This window comes from Silanimonas algicola, assembly GCF_054777375.1.
In genome coordinates this window covers 138447-159992 of record NZ_BAAHAS010000001.1, presented here as the reverse complement: position 1 = coordinate 159992, position 21546 = coordinate 138447, and the positions used below count along the sequence as shown (strand labels likewise).

The 21546-nt window shown below is 70.6% G+C and carries 22 protein-coding genes and 1 pseudogene; 16 read left to right on the top strand and 7 right to left on the bottom strand.

Annotated features, from left to right (window positions below):
- Positions 1-6: 6 nt before the first annotated feature.
- From ACYVAK_RS00780 to ACYVAK_RS00770, 3 genes are read right to left on the bottom strand one after another with little or no spacing between them, the layout of a single operon-like run.
- Entirely contained in the window at positions 7-1968 is a 1962-nt protein-coding gene (locus ACYVAK_RS00780; RefSeq protein ID WP_461057037.1) for a transglutaminase TgpA family protein, read from the bottom strand.
- On the bottom strand, positions 1965-2930 hold the full coding sequence (locus ACYVAK_RS00775) for a DUF58 domain-containing protein (RefSeq protein ID WP_461058592.1): 966 nt from the start codon (positions 2928-2930) through the stop codon (positions 1965-1967). Before ACYVAK_RS00775 ends, ACYVAK_RS00780 begins: the two co-directional genes overlap by 4 nt.
- A 23-nt stretch (positions 2931-2953) precedes the next feature.
- Positions 2954-3907, bottom strand: coding sequence for an AAA family ATPase (locus ACYVAK_RS00770; RefSeq protein WP_461057035.1), 954 nt, complete (start codon positions 3905-3907; stop codon positions 2954-2956).
- Between ACYVAK_RS00770 and ACYVAK_RS00765 the strand changes: the two genes are divergently transcribed.
- Entirely contained in the window at positions 3906-5504 is a 1599-nt protein-coding gene (locus ACYVAK_RS00765) for an ArnT family glycosyltransferase (RefSeq protein ID WP_461057033.1), read from the top strand. The genes ACYVAK_RS00770 and ACYVAK_RS00765 overlap by 2 nt on opposite strands.
- A gap of 9 nt (positions 5505-5513) precedes the next feature.
- On the opposite strand, the gene ACYVAK_RS00760 is transcribed toward ACYVAK_RS00765, so the two are convergent.
- The gene (locus ACYVAK_RS00760) at positions 5514-6014 is read right to left on the bottom strand and encodes a hypothetical protein (protein WP_461057031.1); all 501 of its coding nucleotides are present in this window, start codon (positions 6012-6014) and stop codon (positions 5514-5516) included.
- 132 nt (positions 6015-6146) lie between these two features.
- Between ACYVAK_RS00760 and ACYVAK_RS00755 the strand changes: the two genes are divergently transcribed.
- The 13 genes and pseudogenes from ACYVAK_RS00755 (at position 6147) to ACYVAK_RS00695 (ending at position 16772) form a co-directional block, all read left to right on the top strand.
- Positions 6147-6683, top strand: coding sequence for a YceD family protein (locus ACYVAK_RS00755; protein ID WP_461057029.1), 537 nt, complete (start codon positions 6147-6149; stop codon positions 6681-6683).
- A 3-nt stretch (positions 6684-6686) separates the two neighbouring features.
- On the top strand, positions 6687-6881 hold the full coding sequence (rpmF, locus tag ACYVAK_RS00750) for a 50S ribosomal protein L32 (protein ID WP_461057027.1): 195 nt from the start codon (positions 6687-6689) through the stop codon (positions 6879-6881).
- A 169-nt stretch (positions 6882-7050) separates the two neighbouring features.
- Positions 7051-8025, top strand: coding sequence for a beta-ketoacyl-ACP synthase III (locus ACYVAK_RS00745; protein WP_461057025.1), 975 nt, complete (start codon positions 7051-7053; stop codon positions 8023-8025).
- Between the two features lie 98 nt (positions 8026-8123).
- Positions 8124-9065, top strand: coding sequence for an ACP S-malonyltransferase (gene fabD, locus ACYVAK_RS00740; RefSeq protein ID WP_461057023.1), 942 nt, complete (start codon positions 8124-8126; stop codon positions 9063-9065).
- Positions 9066-9108: 43 nt separating this feature from the next.
- Positions 9109-9852, top strand: a complete 744-nt coding sequence (gene fabG, locus ACYVAK_RS00735) for a 3-oxoacyl-ACP reductase FabG (RefSeq protein ID WP_461057021.1) — start codon at positions 9109-9111, stop codon at positions 9850-9852.
- 108 nt (positions 9853-9960) lie between these two features.
- Positions 9961-10200: an acyl carrier protein gene (gene acpP, locus ACYVAK_RS00730; RefSeq protein ID WP_297864848.1), complete on the top strand. Its 240-nt coding sequence runs from the start codon at positions 9961-9963 to the stop codon at positions 10198-10200.
- Between the two features lie 94 nt (positions 10201-10294).
- Complete coding sequence (gene fabF / locus ACYVAK_RS00725) at positions 10295-11533, top strand: beta-ketoacyl-ACP synthase II (protein WP_461057018.1); 1239 nt, start codon at positions 10295-10297, stop codon at positions 11531-11533.
- A gap of 4 nt (positions 11534-11537) precedes the next feature.
- On the top strand, positions 11538-12986 hold the full coding sequence (locus tag ACYVAK_RS00720; protein ID WP_461057016.1) for an aminodeoxychorismate synthase component I: 1449 nt from the start codon (positions 11538-11540) through the stop codon (positions 12984-12986).
- Positions 12976-13764 carry an aminodeoxychorismate lyase gene (pabC, locus tag ACYVAK_RS00715; protein WP_461057014.1) on the top strand — a complete coding sequence of 263 codons (789 nt, stop codon included), beginning with the start codon at positions 12976-12978 and terminating at the stop codon, positions 13762-13764. The genes ACYVAK_RS00720 and pabC overlap by 11 nt, the downstream gene beginning before the upstream one ends.
- On the top strand, positions 13764-14795 hold the full coding sequence (gene mltG / locus ACYVAK_RS00710; protein WP_461057012.1) for an endolytic transglycosylase MltG: 1032 nt from the start codon (positions 13764-13766) through the stop codon (positions 14793-14795). Before pabC ends, mltG begins: the two co-directional genes overlap by 1 nt.
- Before the next feature lies 1 nt (position 14796).
- Positions 14797-15438, top strand: coding sequence for a dTMP kinase (tmk, locus tag ACYVAK_RS00705; RefSeq protein WP_461057010.1), 642 nt, complete (start codon positions 14797-14799; stop codon positions 15436-15438).
- Positions 15435-16418, top strand: coding sequence for a DNA polymerase III subunit delta' (gene holB / locus ACYVAK_RS00700; RefSeq protein WP_461057008.1), 984 nt, complete (start codon positions 15435-15437; stop codon positions 16416-16418). The genes tmk and holB overlap by 4 nt, the downstream gene beginning before the upstream one ends.
- A pseudogene (locus ACYVAK_RS00695) lies at positions 16418-16772 on the top strand (PilZ domain-containing protein). Before holB ends, ACYVAK_RS00695 begins: the two are co-directional and overlap by 1 nt.
- 34 nt (positions 16773-16806) lie before the next feature.
- On the opposite strand, the gene ACYVAK_RS00690 reads toward ACYVAK_RS00695, so the two are convergent.
- Genes ACYVAK_RS00690 through ACYVAK_RS00680 form a run of 3 tightly spaced genes read right to left on the bottom strand, consistent with a single transcriptional unit; the run spans position 16807 to position 18719 of the window.
- A complete protein-coding gene (locus ACYVAK_RS00690) occupies positions 16807-17205 on the bottom strand; it encodes a hypothetical protein (RefSeq protein WP_461057006.1) in 399 nt (132 codons plus the stop codon).
- Positions 17205-18077, bottom strand: a complete 873-nt coding sequence (gene tesB, locus ACYVAK_RS00685; protein ID WP_461057004.1) for an acyl-CoA thioesterase II — start codon at positions 18075-18077, stop codon at positions 17205-17207. Before tesB ends, ACYVAK_RS00690 begins: the two co-directional genes overlap by 1 nt.
- A 48-nt stretch (positions 18078-18125) precedes the next feature.
- Entirely contained in the window at positions 18126-18719 is a 594-nt protein-coding gene (locus ACYVAK_RS00680) for an N-acetylmuramoyl-L-alanine amidase (RefSeq protein ID WP_461057002.1), read from the bottom strand.
- 63 nt (positions 18720-18782) lie between these two features.
- Here ACYVAK_RS00680 and ACYVAK_RS00675 point away from each other — a divergent pair, with 63 nt between their 5' ends.
- Positions 18783-19346 carry an alpha/beta hydrolase gene (locus tag ACYVAK_RS00675; protein ID WP_461057000.1) on the top strand — a complete coding sequence of 188 codons (564 nt, stop codon included), beginning with the start codon at positions 18783-18785 and terminating at the stop codon, positions 19344-19346.
- On the top strand, positions 19346-21508 hold the full coding sequence (gene rlmKL, locus ACYVAK_RS00670) for a bifunctional 23S rRNA (guanine(2069)-N(7))-methyltransferase RlmK/23S rRNA (guanine(2445)-N(2))-methyltransferase RlmL (protein WP_461056998.1): 2163 nt from the start codon (positions 19346-19348) through the stop codon (positions 21506-21508). Before ACYVAK_RS00675 ends, rlmKL begins: the two co-directional genes overlap by 1 nt.
- The last annotated feature ends 38 nt before the right edge of the window (positions 21509-21546 follow it).

The following is a 21546-nucleotide window of genomic DNA, read 5'->3' as shown; positions in this document are numbered from 1 at the left end:
GTCCCGTCACCGCGGGCGGAAGCGCCTCAAGTCCTCGGCGAGCGCCGCGCGCTCCAGTGCGACGTCGCCGTCTGGCGGGGCATAACGAGCGGCGACGAAACGACGCACGAGGGTGTCGACCTCGTCCGCCGCCGCGTGGGATGCCGCCACGGAGCGCAGCCGCCGCAGGTAGGCCTCGGCAGTTTCGTCGGGCCGTTTCGCCACGCCGCGTTTCGCCCAGCGCTTCAGGAAGCCACGCCATGCGCGCAGCAGCGGGTCGCGTTCCCCCTTGGGCGGCCACATCAGCACCATGAGGGTCAGCCCGAGGGCGAGCCCTGCGGCGATGACGAAGGCTTGGCCGACTTCGGCCGCGCCGGCGCCGCGCCATCCGAGGTTCTGCAGCAATTCGGCCTGGCGCAGCGCGTCATAGCGCACGACGAAGTTGTTCCACGCCTCCCGGAGGCTGTCGCCGACGTCGAGCACGGGCCGCAGCGCGCCGCCGATCGCCGATTCGCCGCCGAGATCGTCCAGGGTGTCGTAGATGCGCTCCGGCGCCACTGCCGCGGTGGGGTCGACGCGGACCCAGCCTTCCCCGTCCAGCCACACTTCGCTCCATGCGTGCGCGTCCATCTGCCGGACCACCCAGTAGCCGCCAACGCGGTTCGGCACGCCCCCCGTGTAGCCGGTCACGACGCGCGCGGGGATGCCCGCGCCACGCATCAGGATCACGAAGGCCGAGCTGAAATGCTCGCAGAAGCCCTCGCGGGTGTCGAAGAGGAATTCGTCCGCTGTGTGGCGTCCCAGAGGTGGGGCCGAGATGCTGTAGGCGTGCTCCGCGTTGAACCAAGCCAGCACGCGCCGGATGTAGGCGCGATCGTCCGCCGAAGCGTTGCGCCATGTGCGGGCCCGCTCAAGCGTGCGGGGGTTGTAGCCCTCGGGGAGGCGCAGGAAGCTCTCGCGCAGGCCACGGTCGAGCCTGGCTTCGTAAGGCTCGGGCGGCAAGGCGCGGAGCCGATGCTGGCTCAGCGCACGCAGTGGCGTGCGGCTGCGCAGCGAGGCGTCGAAGCCCAGCTCGAGGTCCGGCGACCAACCAGCCGGGGATTCGAGAGCGAAGATGTAGCGGCGATCGGTGGGTTCAAGCGTGATCGTGTAGCCGATGCCGTCGACCCCTGTTCCTTCGGGGAGCGTCGGTGCCGGGAACCCGCCCAGCCATTCGTTGCGTGTCCACGTCCGGCCATCGAATCGCGTCAGCACCGGGCCGCGCCAGTACAGCGTGTCGGTCGGGGGCGTCGGGCCATCGAAGCGCACCCGGAAGGCCGGCCGATCGTTCGCGAGCAGGTCGATCCAGTCGCCCGGCGCCATGGATTCGCTGATGCCGGTGCGCGCGACGGCGTTCTCCGGGAGGCCCCACAGGGGGGCAGGCAGCCGCGGGAACAACCAGAAGCCGACGAGTGCGAGCGGCAGGGCGAGGGCGAGGGCGCGTAGCAGCCCGGCCATTTCCCTGGGCAGGGGCCTTGGCGCGCTCGGCGCCTCGGCCAATCGGCCCATCGCGATAAGGACACCGAGCACCGCAAGAAGGCCGAGCGCCAGAGTGATCGGTCCTTGGTCCTGGAGGAACGCGGCGAATGGCGCGAACAGGGCATAGGCCACGACGCGCTTGGCGTCGTCGAACGCGCGCAGTTCGGACAGTTTCAGCACCAGCATCGAGAGCATCAGCGCGCTGCCGGCATCGCGTCCGATGCGGAAGCCGAAACCAACCAGGACCGCGCCGGTGATGACGACGACCAGCAGCAGCCGCAGGGCGACCGGGAGCGGCTTGCGGAGGGCGCTCCATCCCGACACGAGGGCCACCGCGCCGATGCCGAGGGCAACGGGTCCGGGGAGATGCAGGAGCAGCGGCAGGGCGGCCGCGAGTACGGCGACCACCACCGCGCGGCGCAGGACGGCGGTCAGCTGCGGGCCGGGGGCCGTCGGCGGTGCGGCGCTCACGCGGGGCTTTCCGGCAGCAGCGCCAGCGCGCGCAGGCAGGCGTGGCGATGCTCCGGCCCTCGTGCCGGCCCCAGCGTCGTGCCGGGGACGCGCAATCGATAGCGCCGGCCCTCGCGCTCGGCCTCCACCACCCAGCGGGCGAGACGCGAAATCCGCTGCTCGTGGGGCAACGAGCGCAGGTCCTGCCATTCGAGGGCCACGACGCGTGCGGCACCGGCCTCGTACTCGCGGACCATGAGGCGATCCAGCCGTGCGCTGGCTTTCCATGCGATCTGTCGGGGGGCGTCGCCGTTCCGGTAGTCGCGCAGATGGTGTGTGTCCTCACCGCTGCGCTGCGCACGAGGCTGCCGCTCGCCGTCGCTGGGTGTGCCGGGCAGTGGCGGGCCGCTGCGTTCGAGTGCCGGGTAGACGAGGATGCGCTGCTGCGGGCGCCATCCGCTCCAAGCACGGACGAGGCCGAGGGGGCGCGTCGTGCTGAGCCTTAGTCGGCCGAGGTCCATCAGGCCGCGTCGCGTGGTCGCGATCCCCAGCTCGACGTCGGCATCGGCCCCGGGCGTTGACAGGGACGGCGGCAGGTCGACCGCGTCGCCGCCAGGCGCCTCGAGCCGCACGCCGTCCCGCGAGCGCTTCCCGGATGCGAGCCGGAGACGCAAGACCACCGCCTCGCCCGCATGCACCGGATCGGCATGCAGCGAGCTGATGCGCAAGCCGGAAAGCCGCAGGTGGGCCAAGACGACCCCGTTGTGGATGACGGCCGCCAACAGGAAGGCCAGCATCAAGCCGGGGTTGTTGTTGTAGTTGAGTGCACCGAGCAGCATGCCGAGCACAAGGACGCCGACGAGCGCGCCGTGCCGCGTCGGCAGCACGTAGATGCGCTTGCGGTCGAGGGTGAGGGGCAGCGGCTCGGGCCTCCGTCCGCGCACGAAGGGCAGGCGCGCCAAGCCGCGGTCGATGCGTTCCATCAGGTCGGGCCGGGACGGCATCGTCAGTCGACCGCCACCGCTCCCAGGATCGATGCGGCCAAGGCCTCCCGCCGGTCGCCCTCGGCGTCGGTCACGAGCCGGTGTGACGCTACCGGGGCGAACAGGGCCTGGACGTCGTCGGGCAGCACGTGGGCACGCCCGAGGAGCAGGGCGTGGGCACGCGCGCCGCGCAGCAGGGCGAGCCCCGCGCGGGGCGAGAGTCCGACGCGAACCCCGGTATGACGGCGGCTCTCGACCAGCAGGCGCTGCACGTAATCGAGCAGCACATCGCTGGCATGGACGCCATCCACGGCCTTCTGCAGCGCGAGGACCTCCTCGGCGCCGAGGCGCGGCATCGTCTCGTTGATCATCAGGCGCCGGTCTCGCCCGGCGAGCATGGCGCGCTCCGCGTCGGCATCCGGGTAGCCCATCGACAGTCGCAGCAGGAAGCGATCCATCTGCGAGTCCGGGAGCGGGAACGTGCCGGAAAGATCGACCGGATTCTGCGTGGCAATAACGAAAAATGGGGCCGGGAGGTGGTGAGACACGCCGTCGACCGTCACCTGGTGCTCCGCCATCGCCTCGAGCAGGGCGCTTTGCGTTCGCGGTGGTGCGCGGTTGATCTCGTCGGCCAGCAACAGTTGCGTGAACACCGGTCCGGGATGGAAGCGGAACCCACGGTCGTTCTGGTCGTAGACGGAGACGCCGAGGATGTCGGAGGGCAGCAGGTCGGCGGTGAACTGCATCCTTTGGAATGCAAGCCCGAGCGTCGCCGCCAGTGCGCGCGCCAACGTCGTCTTTCCCAGTCCCGGGAGGTCCTCAACAAGGAGGTGTCCACCGGCGAGCAGCGCGGTGAAGGCAAGGCGTACCTCGCGTCGCTTCCCCAGCACCAGCGTATTCACCTGCTCGATCGCCGCATCGAGGGCTGTTCGGGTGTCGGCAGGTAGGATGGCGGCCGGTTGAGGAGGTGCGTGCATGGGCGTCGCGACGGCAGGAACGGGTTTCGAGTCTCGCACGGCGGATTCGTCGGCCCGCGTGAAGTTCATCGCGCTCTGGGCGCTGCTGCTGGTCGCGAAGCTGGCCTTCGCCGCGACCATGCCGCTGTTCGGTGACGAGGCGTTCTATGCTTGGGAAGCCCTGCATCCGGCGTGGGCCTACTCCGACCTGCCGGGGGCGACGGCCGCCGCGGTCGGCTTGGGGATGAGGCTGATCGATCTCCTGCCGCTGCCCGCCGAACTCGGCGTGCGGCTGCTGTTCCTGCTGGCGGGCGCCGCGACACCGTGGGTGGTGGTGCGCATCGCGCGGCGACTGGCGACGAACGAGCAGGCCTGGCGTGCAGGCCTGTGGAGCCTGCCGATCCCATTGCTGATGCCGATGGGCGTGATGGCCCTTCCCGATGCCTTGATGACGTTGGCCGCCTTGCTCGCTCTGGATGCGTGTGCCGGACTGCTGCGCGACGACGACGAACGGCGGGGGGCGATGTATCTCCAGTTCGCGATCGCCCTTGCTCTCGGCGCGCTCACCCACTACCGCTTCGGGCCCATCCTGCTGGTCGGTGCGATCGCGTTCTTCGCTGCGGGCGGTTGGCGCCGGCGCGGCGATCTCGGTTTGTGGCTGGCCCTGCTCGTCGGCGCTGTGGCCTGGTGGCCGATCCTGCAGTTCAACCTCGACGCGCAGGGTGCGGGCCTGCACTTCCAGCTGGTGGAGCGGCACCCGTGGCACTTCGATGCCGAGGGCTTGCTGCAGCCTCTGCTGCAGGCGGTGATCACCACGCCGCTGCTCTACATGCTGTTCGGTTGGGCGCTTTGGACCAATCGTCGCGCGACCTCGCCGGCTCTTCGCTTCGTCGCGCTGGCCGGTGGGGGGCTTTGGCTGCTCTACGCCTTGCTCGCGCCTTTTGTCGACAAAGCGCGGTTTTCCTTGCACTGGCCGGTTCCCGCCTACCTGCTGGCCGCCACGATGTTGCCTGTCGCGCTCGACGCCGCGAAGGCGCGCTGGCCCGCGCGCCTCGCGCCGTGGGCGGCGGGCATGGCGACGGCCGCGACCGCCCTGATGCTCGGTGGGTTCGTCCTGCCTTCCTCGCCAGCGTTGGCGGCCCGCGCCGCGGGTACAGCGCTCTATCCCGACAACTTCGTCGGTTGGGACGAGATCGCCGGGGCGTTGCGGCCGCGTTTGGCCGACGGCGAGGTCGTGGTTGCCGACCATTTCATGCTCGCCGCCCAACTCAGTTTCTCGCTCGGCGGCCGCGCCGAGGTATTCGTGCTCGACCACTGGAACAACCACAAGCACGGCCGCGCCCCGCAGATCCGCCTGTGGGGCTACGACGAGGCGGCGCTGTCGCGGCTCGCGCCGGGCACGCGGGCTTGGCTTGCCTTCGAGGTCGCCGAGACCCCGGAACGCGACCATGCGTCCTGGGTGGCTCGCCCGTGCCGCTGGTTCGAGGCGGTCGAGTACGTCGCCACGGTCGAGGGCCCGGGGGGCGGCAAGCGTTTCTGGCTCTACCGTGGGGTCCGCCGGACGGGCCCGGCGGCGATCGGTACCGCGTCGTGCGGTGCCCATCCTCCCGCCCGATAGGCGGAGGCGTCAGTCCTGCGTGGCGTCCCCGTCGACCGGGCGGCGCAAGGAAGCGGGTTCGCGCAGGGCGGCCTCGTGCGCGGCATCGGTGGCCTGGGTGAGGGCGTCGCCGGCCGATTCGAGGGCCGCCAGCTGCTCGGCCAGCCGGTTGTGCGCCCGTTGGAGGGCGGCACGGGCCTCGTCGAGTTCGAGACGGGTGGCCCGGAGGCCGTGCGACTGGATCCACAAACGGTGCTGCAGAAGGTCGCGTTTGGCTTCACGGATCAGCGGCTCCCCGTCGAGGGCCTGCTGCGCGCCAGAGCCCAGGTCCCCGGCCAGCCGGCCGACGACGCTGCGCCAGGCCGTCATGCGCTCGCTCGCGCGGGCCAGGAGGATCTGGACGGCATCGGCGAGGTCGAGCAGCTCGCGGAGCCGCCGTTCACGGACCCGTCGCCCGCGGTAGAACACGGCGACGCCGGCAGTGATGGGGGCGAGGATGGCGAGGGCGAGCGTGGTGAATCCGAAGTCCATGCGGAAGCGGGCATGAGGGCCAGCATCGAGTGTGCGCCCCGCACTTCATGGCGGCAAACGCCCCGGGGCATCTGAACGACCACAGGTCATTGATTTGACAAGGACGGTGTGCCTGCTTACTCTTGCGCGCTTATGTCCGCGACCTCGCTTTCCGTGGTGGACGCGTGGCGGATGGTTTCCGCCGCGCGTATCTTCACCGGCCGCGTCCCGCTGTCCTCCTTCACCCGGCTCGCCGGCCTGCTGGCGGACACCGAGGGCGAGTGCCGCTACGAGATCGAGTTCGGGCGTGATCTCTCCGGTCTGGCGACGATCGACATCGTCGCCGAGGCCGAGTTGCCGCTGGTCTGCCAGCGGTCGCTCGAGCGCTTCTCCTATCCGGTGTCGTTGCGGCAGCAGCTCGGTCTGCTGGTCGACGAATCCGAAGAAGCGGCGCTCCCGGAAGGGGTCGAGCCCGCCCTGGTGGGCCCGGATGGCACGTTGCACCCGCTGGAACTGGTCGAGGATGAATTGATCCTCGCGGTGCCGGCCTTCCCGGTGAAGCCGGGCAGCGCGGAAGTGGAGGCGGTCTGGAACGACGCTGCCGCCGAAGCCGAAGAAGACGAACAACCCAGAACCAACCCTTTCGCCGCGCTCGCCGCGCTGAAAGGCCGCAAGACCCTCGGAGATTGACCCATGGCCGTCCAGAAATCCCGCGTCACCCCGTCCCGTCGTGGCCAGCGCCGCTCGCACGATGCGCTGTCCGCCAAGCAGCTCGCCACCGACCCGACGAGCGGCGAGACGCACCTGCGCCACCACGTCACCGCCGACGGTTTCTACCGCGGCAAGAAGGTGATCGACACCAAGTCGAAGGTTGCCGACACCGAGTGATCGGTGGGCATGGCGCGAGGCGCCAGCCTTCAAATGGTCCTCGGGGGCTTGCCAACGGCGGCTTCCCGGGTGACGCTGCGATGACGCGACGGCTCGCCCCGTCGCGTTTCGTTTTTCTGCGCCACCGTACGCCCGCGAAGGGCGGCGGCGTGCCTTGGAGCCCTCGAGAATGACCGTCTACGCGCGCATCGCCGGCACCGGCAGCTACCTGCCGGAGAAAATCCTCACCAACGCCGACCTCGAGAAGATCGTCGAGACCTCGGACCAGTGGATCCGCGAGCGCACTGGCATCCAGCAGCGGCACATCGCGGCCGAGGGCCAGACCACGGTCGACCTCGCCGAACAGGCCGCCCTGCGTGCGATGGAGGCCGCCGGCGTCAGCGCCGCGGACCTCGACCTGATCGTCATGGGCACGACCACGCCCGACATCATCTTCCCGAGCTCGGCCTGCCTCCTGCAGGCGCGGCTCGGCGCCACCGGCTGCCCGGCCTTCGATGTCAACGCCGCCTGCTCGGGCTTCATCTTCGCGCTCACCACGGCCGACAAGTTCATCCGCAGCGGCGCGGCGAAGACCGTGCTCGTCGTCGGTGCCGAGACGCTCACGCGCATGCTGGACTGGTCCGACCGCAACACCTGCGTGCTGTTCGGCGACGGTGCCGGCGCGGTGGTGCTGAAGGCCGATGCGGAGACCGGCATCCTCAGCACTCACCTGCATGCCGACGGTGGCAAGAAGGAGCTGCTGTACAACCCGGTGGGCGTCTCCGCGGGCTTCAAGCTCGACGAGAAGAACGCCGGCGTGCGCGTGCTGATGGCCGGCAGCGACGTCTTCAAGTACGCGGTGAAGGCGCTCGACAGCGTCGTCGACGAGGCCCTCGAGGCCAATGGCATCGACAAGACCCAGCTCGACTGGTTGATCCCGCACCAGGCCAACCTGCGCATCATCGAGGCGACGGCCAAGCGCCTCGCGATGTCGATGGACCGCGTCGTGCTCACCGTGCACAAGCACGGCAACACCTCGGCGGCCTCGGTGCCGCTGGCGCTCGACGAAGCCGTGCGTTCCGGCAAGGTGCAGCGCGGCCAGCTCGTGCTGATGGAGGCTTTCGGCGGCGGCTTCACCTGGGGCTCGGCGCTGATGCGCTACTGAGTCCTGGCTCGGCGGGGCGGGGCCATACCGCCTCGTACAGACGGATTCGCGCGGGCGGCCCTATCATGGCCGCCCGTTTTCGTTTCCGGACCCGTTGCATGACTTCACCGCTCGCCTTCGTGTTCCCCGGCCAGGGCTCGCAGAGCGTCGGCATGCTCGCCGAACTCTCGGAGCTGAACCCCGGCGTCCGCGCGACGTTCGATGAAGCCAGCGACGGCGCCGGCGTGGACCTCTGGGCGCTCTCGCAGGGTGGCCCGGAGGAGCAGCTCAATCGCACCGAGTTCACCCAGCCGGCGCTGCTCGCCGCCAGCGTCGCCGTGTGGCGCCTGTGGCAGGCCCGCGGCGGTGCCACGCCGCGGGCGCTGGCCGGCCACAGCCTGGGCGAATACAGCGCCCTCGTCGCCGCCGGCGCGCTGACGCTGCGCGACGCCGCCCACCTCGTCCGCCTGCGCGGCCAGCTGATGCAGGACGCCGCGCCGGCTGGCACCGGTGCGATGGCGGCCGTGCTGGGCGCCGAGGACGCGGTGGTGGAAGCCGCCTGCGTCGATGCCGCACACGCCGAGGTCGTGGTGCCGGCCAACTACAACTCGCCCGGGCAGATCGTCATTGGCGGGCACGCGGCCGCGGTGGATCGCGCCATCGCCCTGTTGGCCGAACGCGGCGTGCGCAAGGCGGTGAAACTCGCCGTGTCCGTGCCGTCGCACACGCCGTTGATGCGCGAGGCTGCGAACCGCCTTGCCCAGGTCGTCGCGGGCCTCGCTTGGCGCGCCCCGGCGATCCCGGTGGTGCAGAACGTCGATGCCGCGGTGCACGACTCGGTCGAGGCCATCGCCGAGGCCCTCGTGCGCCAGCTCTACCTGCCGGTGCAGTGGACCCGCTGCGTGCAGGCGCTGGCCGGCGTGGGCGCCACGACGCTGGTCGAGTGCGGCCCGGGCAAGGTGCTCACGGGCCTCGCCAAGCGCATCGACAAGTCGCTCGTGGGCCAGTCCACGGCGACCCCGGCCGACTTCGAGGCCGCCCTGGGCGGCCCCACGGCCTGATCCGGGCCATCGTTCCCCTCATCCGATCCGCAGGCCGAACCGCATGTCCAACGAACTGAATGGCGAAATCGCCCTCGTCACCGGCGCCAGCCGCGGCATTGGTGCCGCGATCGCCGACCTGCTCGCGTCGAAGGGCGCCACGGTCATCGGCACGGCAACCACCGAGAATGGCGCGGCGGCCATCGGCGAGCGGCTGAAGCCGCTGGGCGGCCATGGCCGCGCGCTCGACGTCACCGACGGCGCTGCCGTCGAGGCGCTGGTCGACGCGATCGCGAAGGAATTCGGCGCGGTGACGATCCTCGTCAACAACGCCGGCATCACCCGCGACAACCTGCTGATGCGCATGAAGGACGAGGATTGGAACGCCATCCTCGACACCAACCTGAGCTCGATCTTCCGCACCAGCAAGGCGGTGATGCGCGGGATGATGAAGGCGCGCAAGGGCCGCATCATCAACATCGCCTCGGTCATCGGCGTCACCGGCAACGCGGGGCAGGCGAACTACGCCGCCGCGAAGGCCGGGATCATCGGTTTCTCGAAGTCGATGGCCCGCGAGATCGGCTCCCGCAACATCACCGTCAACGTCGTCGCGCCGGGCTTCATCGAGACCGACATGACCCGCGACCTGCCGGAGGACGCCAAGGCCAAGATGCTCGCCGACATCGCGCTCGGCCGTCTCGGTAGCCCCCGCGACATCGCCGAGGCCGTGGCCTTCCTGGCCGGCCCGGCGGCTGCCTACATCACCGGCGAGACCCTGCATGTCAACGGCGGCATGCACATGGCATAGAATCCGGCCCGCAACCCTGAATACGGCGGCCCGCTGCTTGGACGCGCACGGCCCCGCCCCGACAACAAAGCGTCTGCAACGTGGCATACCCGGGAGGGATCAAGACCCATGAGCACCATCGAAGAGCGCGTCAAGAAGATCGTCATCGAACAGCTGGGCGTGAAGGAAGAGGACGTGACCAACACGGCCTCGTTCGTCGACGACCTCGGCGCCGACTCGCTGGACACCGTCGAGCTGGTGATGGCCCTCGAGGAAGAGTTCGAGTGCGAGATCCCGGACGAGGAAGCCGAGAAGATCACGTCGGTCCAGCAGGCCATCGACTACATCAAGGCGCACGTCAAGGCGTAAGCCCGGTTGCGTCAGGCGCCGCGTCCTTCACGGGGCGCGGCGTTTTGTTATCGGTGGCCCTCGCCGCCGGAACCCGATCCAAGGAGTGCTCCTCATGAGCCAGCGTCGCGTCGTCGTCACCGGCATGGGCATCGTCTCGCCCGTGGGCAACACCCTCGCCAGCGCGTGGGACAACATCCGCAACGGCCGCTCCGGCATCGGGCGCATCACCCACTTCGACCCTTCGGCCTACACCGCGCAGATCGCCGGTGAAGTGCGCGACTTCGACGTCAAGTCGATCGTGCCTCCGAAGGATGCGAAGAAGATGGACACCTTCATCCACTACGGCCTCGCCGCGTCCTTCCAGGCGCTGGACGACTCCGGATTGGAAATCACCGAAGCGAATGCCGAGCGCATCGGCGCGCTGATCGGCTCGGGCATCGGCGGCGTGCGTGGCATCGAGGAAACGGCGATCGACCTGCACACCGGCGGCCCGCGCAAGGTCTCGCCGTTCTACGTGCCCAGCACGATCATCAACATGCTTCCGGGCCAGCTCTCGCTGATCAAGGGCCTGAAGGGACCGAATTTCTCGGCCGTCTCGGCCTGCGCCACCGCGAACCACAGCGTGGGCATGGCGATGCGCATGATCCAGCACGGCGACGCCGACGTGATGGTGGCCGGCGGCGCCGAGCACGGCTGCACCCCGACCTCGGTCGGTGGCTTCTGCTCGATGCGCGCGCTCTCCACGCGCAACGATGACCCGACGCGCGCCTCGCGCCCGTGGGACAAGGACCGCGACGGCTTCGTGCTCGGCGACGGTGCCGGCATCCTCGTGCTCGAGGAGTACGAGCACGCCAAGGCGCGTGGCGCCCGCATCTACTGCGAGTTGGCCGGCTTCGGCGCCAGCTCGGATGCGTTCCACATGACCGCGCCGAGCGAAGGTGGCGAGGGCCCGGCGCGCTGCATGGCCGCCGCGCTGAAGGACGCCAGGGCGAACGCCACGGACGTCCAGTACCTCAACGCGCATGGCACCTCGACGCCGCTCGGCGACGTGGCGGAAACGCTGGCGATGAAGCGCGCCTTCGGCGACCACGCCTACACGATGATGGTCAGCTCGACGAAGTCGATGACCGGCCACCTGCTGGGTGCCGCGGGCGGCGTCGAGGCCATCTTCTCGATCATGGCCATGGTCGACGGCGTGGTGCCGCCGACGATCAACCTCGACGAACCGGGCGAGGGCTGCGACCTCGACTACGTGCCGAACGTCGCGCGCGACGCCAAGCTCGACCTCGTCGTGTCGAATGGCTTCGGCTTCGGTGGCACCAACGCCACGCTGGTGTTCCGCCGCCTGTGACCCCATGAGCGCCTCGGTCCGCGAATTGCCCGCGGGCCTCGACCTGCTCGCGTTGAAACGCGCGGCACCGTCCGAGTTCCCGCTGCTGCTGGAATCGGCAGCGCAGGGCGGGAGGGCGCGCTGGGACCTCCTGCTGGCGGGCGGCGAGAGCGGATTCTTCCTCGGGGCTGATGGCGTTACCCGGCGCGAGAGCGGCCACGCGCTGGCCGGGCGATTCCTCGACGCGCTCGACGATGCGCAGTCCGAACTGCGCGAACGCCTGGCGCGGACGGCCGTCTGCCGGGACACGTCGACGCGGGGGGGCGACGACCGCGATCGCGCCATGGATGCCGCCGGTCTGCCTTTCCGCGGCGGCTGGGCGCTGTATCTCGGCTACGAGCTGGCGGCGCAGGTGGAGCCGACGCTGCACCTGCCGGCGTTCCGGGGTGGTCTGCCGGTGGCCGCGGCCGTGTTCTGTCCGGCGGCGGTGATTCGCGATCGCGAGAGCGGCCGTTGCCTCGCCGTGGCGCTGCCTGGCCACGAGGCCTGGCTGGCCCGCATCGTGAACGTGGTGGCGGAGGCCGAGGCGGTCGCCGGGGTGACGAACGCGGAAGGCGTCACGCGTGAGGGCGACACGCGGCCGCGAGCGCTGGTCGAGGAGGCCGACCAGCGCTTCCTCGATGGCGTGGCGCGCGTGCACGAGTACCTGCGCGCCGGCGATGTGTTCCAAGTGAATCTTTCGCGCGGCTGGCGCGCCAGCTTCGAGGCATCGCCCGATCCTGTCGCGCTCTACGCCGCGCTGCGGCAGGCGAACCCCGCGCCGTTCGCGGGCCTGTGCTCGCTGCCCGGCGGCAGCGTCGCCAGCTCCTCGCCGGAGCGGCTGGTGTCGATCCGCGGGCGCCGCATCGAGACGCGGCCGATCGCCGGGACGCGGCCACGGTTCGCCGGCGACGACGATGCGGCACGCATCGCCGAGCTGGTCGGCCACCCGAAGGAGCGCGCCGAGCATGTGATGCTGATCGACCTCGAACGCAACGATCTCGGCCGGGTGTGCGCGCCCGGCACCGTTCGCGTGGACGAGCTGATGACGGTGGAGAGTTACGCCCACGTGCACCACATCGTCAGCAACGTCTCCGGCGAACTGCGCGCCGGCGTGACGGCGGGGCAGGCGATCGCGGCCGTGTTCCCCGGCGGCACCATCACCGGCTGCCCGAAGGTGCGCTGCATGCAGATCATCGCCGAGCTCGAGGGCGAGGGCCGCGGCCCGTACACGGGGGCGATGGGCTACCTCGATGCCGGCGGCGACATGGACCTGAACATCCTGATCCGCACGCTGTGGACCGACGGCTGCGAGGTCGCCTTCCGTGCCGGCGCCGGCATCGTGGTGGATTCGCGCGCGGACAAGGAGCTGATGGAGACCCGTGCCAAGGCCCGCGGCCTGCTTCGCGCGCTGGGGCAGGTCGATGGCGCCTGAGGCCCTCGACCGCGGCCTCGCCTACGGCGACGGCCTTTTCGAAACCATGCGCGCACACCGCGGCACGCTGCCCTGGTGGCCGCGCCATCGCGCGCGCCTGCTCGACGGGACGCGCCGGCTCGGCATCGCGCCGCCGTCCGAGGCGGCCCTCGACGCTGCCCTCGCGGAGGCGCTGGCCACCGCGCCGGACGGCGTCATCAAGCTGATCCTGACGCGCGGGGCGGGGGGGCGGGGCTATGCCCCGACGCCCGGTGCCGAGCCCACCCTGCGGGTCACGGCTTCGCTGCCACCGCCGATGGTGGGCGACGCGCTCGACGTCGACGTGCTGGCGCTCCGGCTCGGCGTCCAGCCGGCGCTGGCGGGCATGAAGCACCTCAATCGCCTGGAACAGGTGCTGGGCGCGCGCGAGGCTGCCGAACGCGGCCTGCACGACGGCCTGATGGTGGATGCCGAGGGGCACCTCACCTGCAGCACCCGGGCGAACCTGTTCGCTCGGCTCGATGGCCGCTGGACCACGCCGCCGATGGACCGTGCCGGCGTGGCCGGCGTGGCGCGCGCCCTGCTGCTCGAGGCCTGGTCGCCGCCCGGTGGCGTGCACGTGCAGCCGCTGCCGCTCGAGGTCCTGCCCCGCGTCGAGGCCCTGCTGCTCAGCAATGCCGTGCGGGGTATCCTGCCGGTCGGCCGCTGCGGCGCGCGCGCGCTCGATCCGCGGCCGATGGGCTTCGTCGAGGCCCGCGCCGCGCTGGCGGCGTCCCATCCCGCTTTCCGCGAGTCCTGATGCGTTCCCTGCTGCGCAAGTTCTTCGGTGTCCTGATCAAACTCGGCCTCCTCCTCGCGCTCCTCGCGGCGGTGGCGGGCTGGTTCGCCTGGCGGCATTTCCAGGCTTTCGCCGATGCGCCGGCGGGTGCGCCGGACGGCGCGACCGTCACGGTGGCGCGCGGCGATTCCTTCGTGCAGGTGCTCGGCAAGTTGCGCGCGGCGGGCGTCGAGGCCGGCCATGACCTCGAGTGGAAGGCCCTTGCGACGCAGATGCAGGCCCTGCCGCGCATCCAGGTGGGCGAGTACGCGCTCGATCCGGCGCTGACGCCGCGGGCGCTGATCGAGAAGCTGGTCCGTGGTGACGTCATCCGCTACCGCTTCACCATCGTCGAAGGCTGGTCGATGCGCGACCTGCGCGCCGCGCTCGCCCGCGATGCGGTGCTGGAGGACGACGTTGCCGATCTGGACGACGCCGAGTTGATGGCCGCCCTCGGACGCGACGGCGTGCCGGCCGAGGGGCGCTTCCTGCCCGAGACCTACTTGTTCACCCGCGGCGAGACCACGGTCTCGCTGCTCGACCAGGCCGCAAAGGCGATGGATGCCGCGCTGGCCGAGGCCTGGGCGGCGCGCCAGCCCGACCTGCCGCTCGAGTCGCCCGAACAGCTGCTCACCCTGGCCTCGATCGTCGAGAAGGAAACCGGCAAGGCCAGCGAGCGGCCGGAGATCGCCGGCGTCTTCGTGCGCCGATTGCGGCTTGGCATGCGGCTGCAGACGGACCCGACCGTCATCTATGGCCTCGGCGCCGCTTTCGATGGAAACCTGCGCCGCCGCGACCTCCAAGCCGACACGCCCTTCAATACGTACACGCGCTTCGGCTTGCCCCCGCATGCCATCGCCATGCCCGGCCGCGCTGCGCTGATGGCCGCCGCTCAGCCACTTGATGGCGAGACGCTTTACTTCGTCGCCCGGGGTGACGGCAGCCACCAGTTCTCCCGCACCTACGCCGAACACCGGCGGGCGGTCGTGCGCTACCAGCTTGGGGGACGTTGAGATGACGGCCACCCGTGGCGCGCTGATCAGCCTCGAAGGCGGGGAGGGGGCTGGCAAGACCACCGTGCTTGGAGCGCTCCGCGCGCGACTCGAAGGGCGCGGTCACGCCGTTGTCGGCACACGTGAACCCGGCGGCACGCCGGCGGGCGAGGCTATTCGCGCGCTGCTGCTCGACCCGGCGCAGGCGCTGGTGCCGAATGCCGAACTGCTGCTGATGTTCGCCTCGCGCGCCCAGCTCGTCGAGACGCTGGTCGAACCGGCGCTCGCGCGTGGCGACATGGTGCTGGCCGACCGCTTCACCGATGCCAGCTTTGCCTACCAGGGCGGTGGCCGCGGTTTGCCGATGGGCGTGATCGCCGAGCTCGAGCGCGTGTTCGTGCGCCGCATACCCGACTTCACCCTGCTGCTCGACCTCGACGTGCAGGCCGGCCTCGCGCGGGCGCGCTCGCGCGGCGCGCCGGCCGACCGCATCGAGCGGGAAAAGGACGAGTTCTTCGAACGCGTGCGCGGGGCCTATCGCGCGCGCGCCGCCGCGCAGCCGCAGCGCATCGCCGTCGTGGATGCCGCGCAGCCGGTCGAAGCCGTCGTGCACGACGCCTGCGCAGCGCTGGATGCCTTCCTCGATCGCTGGAGCGCGGCGTGAGCTTGGCGCCCTGGCAGCAGCAGCGCCTCGACACCGCCCTCGCGGCGTGGCGGGCCGGCCGCCTCGGGCATGCCCAGCTGCTTTGCGGCCCCGAGCAGCTCGGCAAGCGCGCGGTGGCCGACGCCTTGGCGGCGCGGCTGCTCTGCGACGCGCCGAAGGACGCGCCGCCCTGCGGACGCTGCCGTGGCTGCACCCTGCGCGAGGCCGGCACGCATCCGGATTTCCGCATCATCACGTTCGAAGAGAACGCCAACACCGGGAAGCTGCGCACCGAGCTGGTCATCGATCAGGTGCGTTCCCTCAGCGGCTCGATGCAGATGACGGCCCAGCGCGGCGGTGCGCAGGTGGTGCTGATCGATCCTGCCGATGCCCTCAACACGTCGGCCGCCAACGCCCTGCTCAAGACCCTTGAGGAGCCCGCCGACAACCGCTTCCTGCTGCTGGTCAGCGCGGCCCCGCAGCGGCTTCCGGCCACCATTCGCAGTCGCTGCCAGCGCGTCGAGTTCGCGCTTCCCGGAAGCGACCCGGCGATGGCGTGGCTGGTGTCGCAAGGCCACCCGGCGTCGCGCGCTACCGAGGCCCTCGACGCCGCCCATGGCCACCCAGGGCTTGCCGATGCCTGGCTGAGAGAAGGCCATCTTGCCCTTCGCGACACCACGCTGAAGGAATGGGCGGGCGTGGCCCGTGGCATCGTCGCCCCGCTGGGCATCGCCCAGCAGTGGATGGCCGAACCGGCCCTCGCACCCCTGCGGCTGCGATTCGTCGCCGATGCCGCGGTGGCCTTGGCCCGCGGAGTCGCGGGCGCGCCGGGCGTGGCCGGATTGACCCCGCCCGCCGATGTCGACAAGCTGGGTGCGTGGTTTGACCAACTGAATCGCCTGCGCCTGCAGCTGTCCGCCCCCCTCAAGCATGAGCTCGCCCTCGCGGGCTTGCTCGCCGAGTGGCGCGGCCTAATGGCGACAACGGAGACACGTCGATGATCGGAGCCGGTGGCGCCCGCCAGGGCATTCTTTCCCTCGCCATCAAGGACAAGGGCTCGTTGCATACCGCCTACATGTCTTTCCTTCGGGGGGGGGGGCTTGTTCGTGCCGACCACCAAGCGCTACCAGATCGGCGATGAGGTCTTCCTGCTGCTGACCCTGCTCGACGACAAGGACCGCCTGCCGGTCGCCGGGAAGGTGGTGTGGATCACCCCGACCGGTGCGCAGGGCGGACGTGCCGCCGGCATCGGGGTGCAGTTCGCCGAAACGCCCGAGGCGGACATGGTCAAGGGGAAGATCGAAACGCATCTCGCCGGCATCATCGACTCCGACAAGCCGACCGCGACGATGTGAGTGTGCCCGGGCGCGCCGGGCGAGTGGCTCTCCGTCAGCGCGCCAGGTAGGGGCCGAAGAACGTGAAGATGGCGACGATGATGGCGATCATCATCAGGAGCACGCTGCGCACGCGCCGCGGATCGATACGTGGCTTGTCGGCCTCGCGCCTCGCGAACTGCAGCTCGGGCGGCAGGTAGCTTTCGCGCTGTCCGGGCTCCATCAGACCTGCCTCGCGCAAGAGTTTTCGCGCCTCGGGCAGGTCGCCGTTGTGGGTGACGTAAAGCACCGCGGCCTTCGGCGAGTCGGGTGTCTCCCGGTAGCTGAAGGCGCGGCGGCGTCCGCCCTTGTAGGACCGGCCGTTCTGGATGCTGGTCTCGATGCCCGCTTCGTTCAGCATTCGTGCCGCGCCCTCGACCTGCTCTACGCGCAGCGACCGATAGACCTCGCGCATCAGTCTTCGCCCTCGATGATGCGGATCATGCCTTCTTGCGCCGTGCTGGCCACGAGGCGCCCGTCGCGCGAGTAGATGCTGCCGCGGCCGAGGCCGCGAGCGCCCTGCGCGGTGGGGCTGTCAAGCGCGTAGAGCAGCCAATCGTCGGCGCGGAACGGGCGATGGAACCACATGGCGTGGTCGATCGATGCCATCTGCACGCCCGGGTCGTAGTAGCTGATGCCGTGCGGGAGGGTGGCGGTGCCGAGCAGGTGGAAATCGGACGCGTAGGCGAGCAGCGCCCGGTGCAGCAGCGGTGTGTCGTCGACGCGGTCGATGAGCCGGAACCAGACCTGCTGGTAGGGCGGGCGCTTGGCCGGCTTCAGTTCGTCGCGCGGGTACACCGGACGGACCTCGAAGGGCACCTGCCGAGACAGCCAGCGCTGCATCATCGGCGGCAGCTTGGCCAGCAGCTCGGGTGCCGGCATGGCCATCGGCTCGAGGTCTTCCGGGTCCGGGACCTCGGGCTTGTTCACCTGGTGCTCGGCGCCCGGTTCCTCGATGTGGAAGGAACTGGCGAACACGCAGATGGGCTGGCCGTGCTGGATGGCGGTGACGCGCCGCGTGCTGAAGCTGCGGCCGTCGCGGGTGCGGTCGACCGAATAGACGATCGGTGCTTCGATGTCGCCCGGACGCAGGAAGTAGGCGTGCAGGGAGTTCACGTGCCGGGCCGCGTCGACGGTGGCCTGCGCGGCGGCCAAGGCCTGGCCCATCACCTGCCCGCCGAACACGAACTTCGTGCCGATATCGCGGCTCTGGCCGCGGTAGAGGTTGTCCTCGAGGCGCTCCAGCTGCAGCAGCTGGACGAGGTCGGCGACGACAGGGTGGGTCATGGGGGCACGGGCGTTGGATCGCGGCCGCGAAGTATAGCGGCCCCCCGTTCAGGGCTTCAGGCGCGCCAGCCCGCAGGCGGCGAGCACGCGCTCCCACGGGAACCGCGGCCCGGGGTCGCGTTTGCGCCACACCGTCAGCGTCGGGTCGTCGCTCGCCTCCACGCGCGCGGTATCCAGATCCTCATGGCCGGCGATGAAGCGGAGCGACGGAAAGCGCTCGCGCAGGTGGACCAGCAGCGCGAGGAGGGCGGTGACCTGGGCCTCGGTGTAGGGCTCGTCCATGGCCTGGTGCCGGCTGTCGTACCAATGCGGGTAGCGGCCGGTGTTGACGATCTCGACGCCGATGGAACGCGGGTTCCATCCCCGCACGTGGTTGGCGATGCGCTCAGGTTCGACATAACAGACGCGCGAGCCGTCGCGGTCGATGTAGTAGTGGCCGCAGGCGCCGGTACCGGTGTCGGGGTACAGCACGCGCTCGCCGAATTCACGCGCGCTGGCGAGCGTGGGCGTCTCGGTGCAGTGCATGACCACGAGGTCGATGCTAGCGGGGTCCCGCAGCGCCAAGCGCTCGGCATAGGGCACGGGCTCGTAGCGCGTGCCGGGTGCGAGCACGGGAGACGGCGCGGAGTCAGGGTCGGCCATGGGCCGGATGCTAGCATCGCGCCCCTTGGCGCCCCGTCGCCGCGCTGCACGAGTGAATCCCGCATGGCCCGAGGCCACGTCATCCTGTCGCATGGCCTCGAAAGCGGCCCCGAGGCCACCAAGGTCTCGGCCTTGGCGCAGGTCGCCGAACACCTCGGCTGGACCCATGAGCGCCCGGACTACCGCGACCTCGACGCCGGCCGTCGCCCCGAGGACATTGCGGCCCGCGTGGCGCGCCTGCAGGCGCGGGCCGAGTCGAACGCCGGCCGGCTGGTGCTGGCCGGTTCGAGCATGGGCGCCTTTATCAGCGGTGAAGTCGCGTGGCGGCTGGCCGCCCGTGGCGAGGGTGTCGCGCCGGCGGGGCCGGCGCTGCTCGGCCTGTTCCTGATGGCCCCGCCGATTGCCATGCCGGGCTGGTGGCCGACCCCGCTGCGCGTTCCGGAGGCCCTGCCAACCCTCGTCGTGCACGGCTGGGACGATGAGCTCATCCCGGCCGCCGCCGTCGTCGACTGGTGCGCCTCACGCAAGGCGGAGGTGCGGCTGGTGCACGATTCGCACCGGCTGGCCGCGCATGTCGAGTACAGCGCGAGCGCTTTCGCCGACCTCCTGAAGCGGGTGGACGCCTGATGCAGTACTTCGTGCCCTGTGGTCGCGGCCTCGAATACCTGCTGGCCGACGAGCTCCTCGCGCTGGGTGCCGACAAGGCGACCGCCGCGCAGTCCGGCGTCAATGCCGAAGGCGGGGCGGAGAGCCTGTTGCGCTGCGCCCTGTGGTCGCGCTTCGGTAGCCGTGCGCTGTGGCCGCTGCTCGAGTTCGACTGTGCCAGCGAGGACGATCTCTACGCTGCCGTGCACGCGCTCGACTGGCTCGAGCATCTCGAAGCGGAAGGCACGCTGGCCGTGCACGCCACGGTGTCCGGCCCCGGCTTCAACCACTCGCGCTACGCCGCGCAGCGGGTGAAGGATGCGATCGTCGACCGGCTGCGCTTCGACACCGGCACCCGGCCGTCGGTGGACGTCGACAACCCCGACCTGCGCCTCGATCTCGTGGTGCGGAAGGGCAAGGCGATCCTCTCCGTGGACCTCGCCGGCCCGCTGCACCGCCGCGGCTGGCGGCAAGGGCAGGGCGATGCGCCGCTGAAGGAGAACCTCGCCTGCGCGGTGCTCGCACGCGCCGGCTGGACGCGCGAGGCGCTGGCCGCCGCGGACGCCGCCGGCACGCCGCTGGCCCTGCTCGACCCGATGTGCGGCAGCGGCACGCTGCTCGTGGAGGGGGCGCTCATCGCCGCCGATACCGCGCCCGGCCTGTTGCGCCACGGCGAGGAGCCGCCGACCCGTTGGCGTGGCTTCGACCATGCGCTGTGGCAGCGGCTGCTCGAGGAGGCCAAGGCGCGTGACCATCGCGCCGACCTGCCGGCGCGCTTCTTCGGCGTCGATCTCGATATGCGCATCGTCCAGCAGGCGCGACGCAACGCCGAAGCGGCGGGCGTGTTCGACGCCATCGACTTCCGGACCGGCGACATCGCCGATCTGCAGCGCCCCTGCGAGGGCCCCGGCGTGGTCGCCTGCAACCCGCCTTACGACGAGCGCCTCGCCGCCGACGAGGCCCTGTATGCGGCCATCGGCGCCGCGCTGCAGCAGGCGGTGCCCGAGTGGCGGGGCGCGATCCTCTGCGGCAGCGAGTCGCTGGCCCATGCCACGCGCCTGCGTGCGCGCAAGCGCTACGCGATCAGCAACGGCGCGCTGGAATGCACGCTGCTCGCCTGCGACTCCTTCGCGCCGCCGCCGCCGCGCGTGGAGGGCGAGGCGCGCGGCTTGAGCGAAGGCGCGCAGATGATCGCCAACCGCCTGAAGAAGACGTTGAAGCACTCGGCGCGTTGGCGTGAGCGCGAGGGCGTCACCTGCTTCCGTGCCTACGACGCCGACCTGCCGGAATACGCCGCGGCGGTGGATGTGTACACCGAGGACGAAGGCGAGGCGCGCACCTTCCTGCACGTGCAGGAGTACGCCCCGCCGGCCAGCGTGGCCGAGCACGACGCCCGTCGCCGCTTCGGCGAACTGCTCGCGGCCCTGCGCGAGGTCTTCGGCGTGCCGAAGGAGCGCATCGCCACCAAGACGCGCGCGCGCGGCAAAGGCGGCAGCAAATACGGGCGGATGGACGAGCGGCAGGAGGCCTTCATCGTCCGCGAGGGCGCGGTGCGACTGGAGGTGAACCTGTTCGACTACCTCGACACCGGACTGTTCCTCGACCATCGGCCGCTGCGCACGCGGATCTTCGAGGAAGCCAAGGACGCGCGCTTCCTCAACCTGTTCTGCTACACCGGTGCGGCCACGGTGCACGCCGCCGTGGGCGGCGCGGCGAGCACGACGTCGGTCGATCTGAGCTCCACCTACCTCGAATGGGCGGCGCGCAACATGGCCATCAACGGCCAGGTCGGCCCGCAGCACCGCTACGTCAAGGCCGACGTGATGAGCTGGCTGCGCGCCGAGAAAGGCGAGTACGACCTGATCTTCTGCGACCCGCCGACCTTCTCGAACAGCAAGGACAAGGACGATTTCGACGTGCAGAAGCACCACGTCGACCTGCTCGGCGCCGCCATGCGCCGCTTGGCGCCGGGCGGCGTGCTGCTGTTCTCGAACAATTTCCGTCGCTTCAAGCCGGACCTCGAGACGATCGCGAAGTTCGCCGAGGTCGAGGAGATCACCCGGGATACCATCGGCCCGGACTTCGAGCGCAATCCGCGCATCCATCGCGCTTGGTTGTTGCATCGCAGCCGGTCGCGCGACTGAATCTAGCGAAACGGTAACGTCGGGGCACCGAGCCCGTG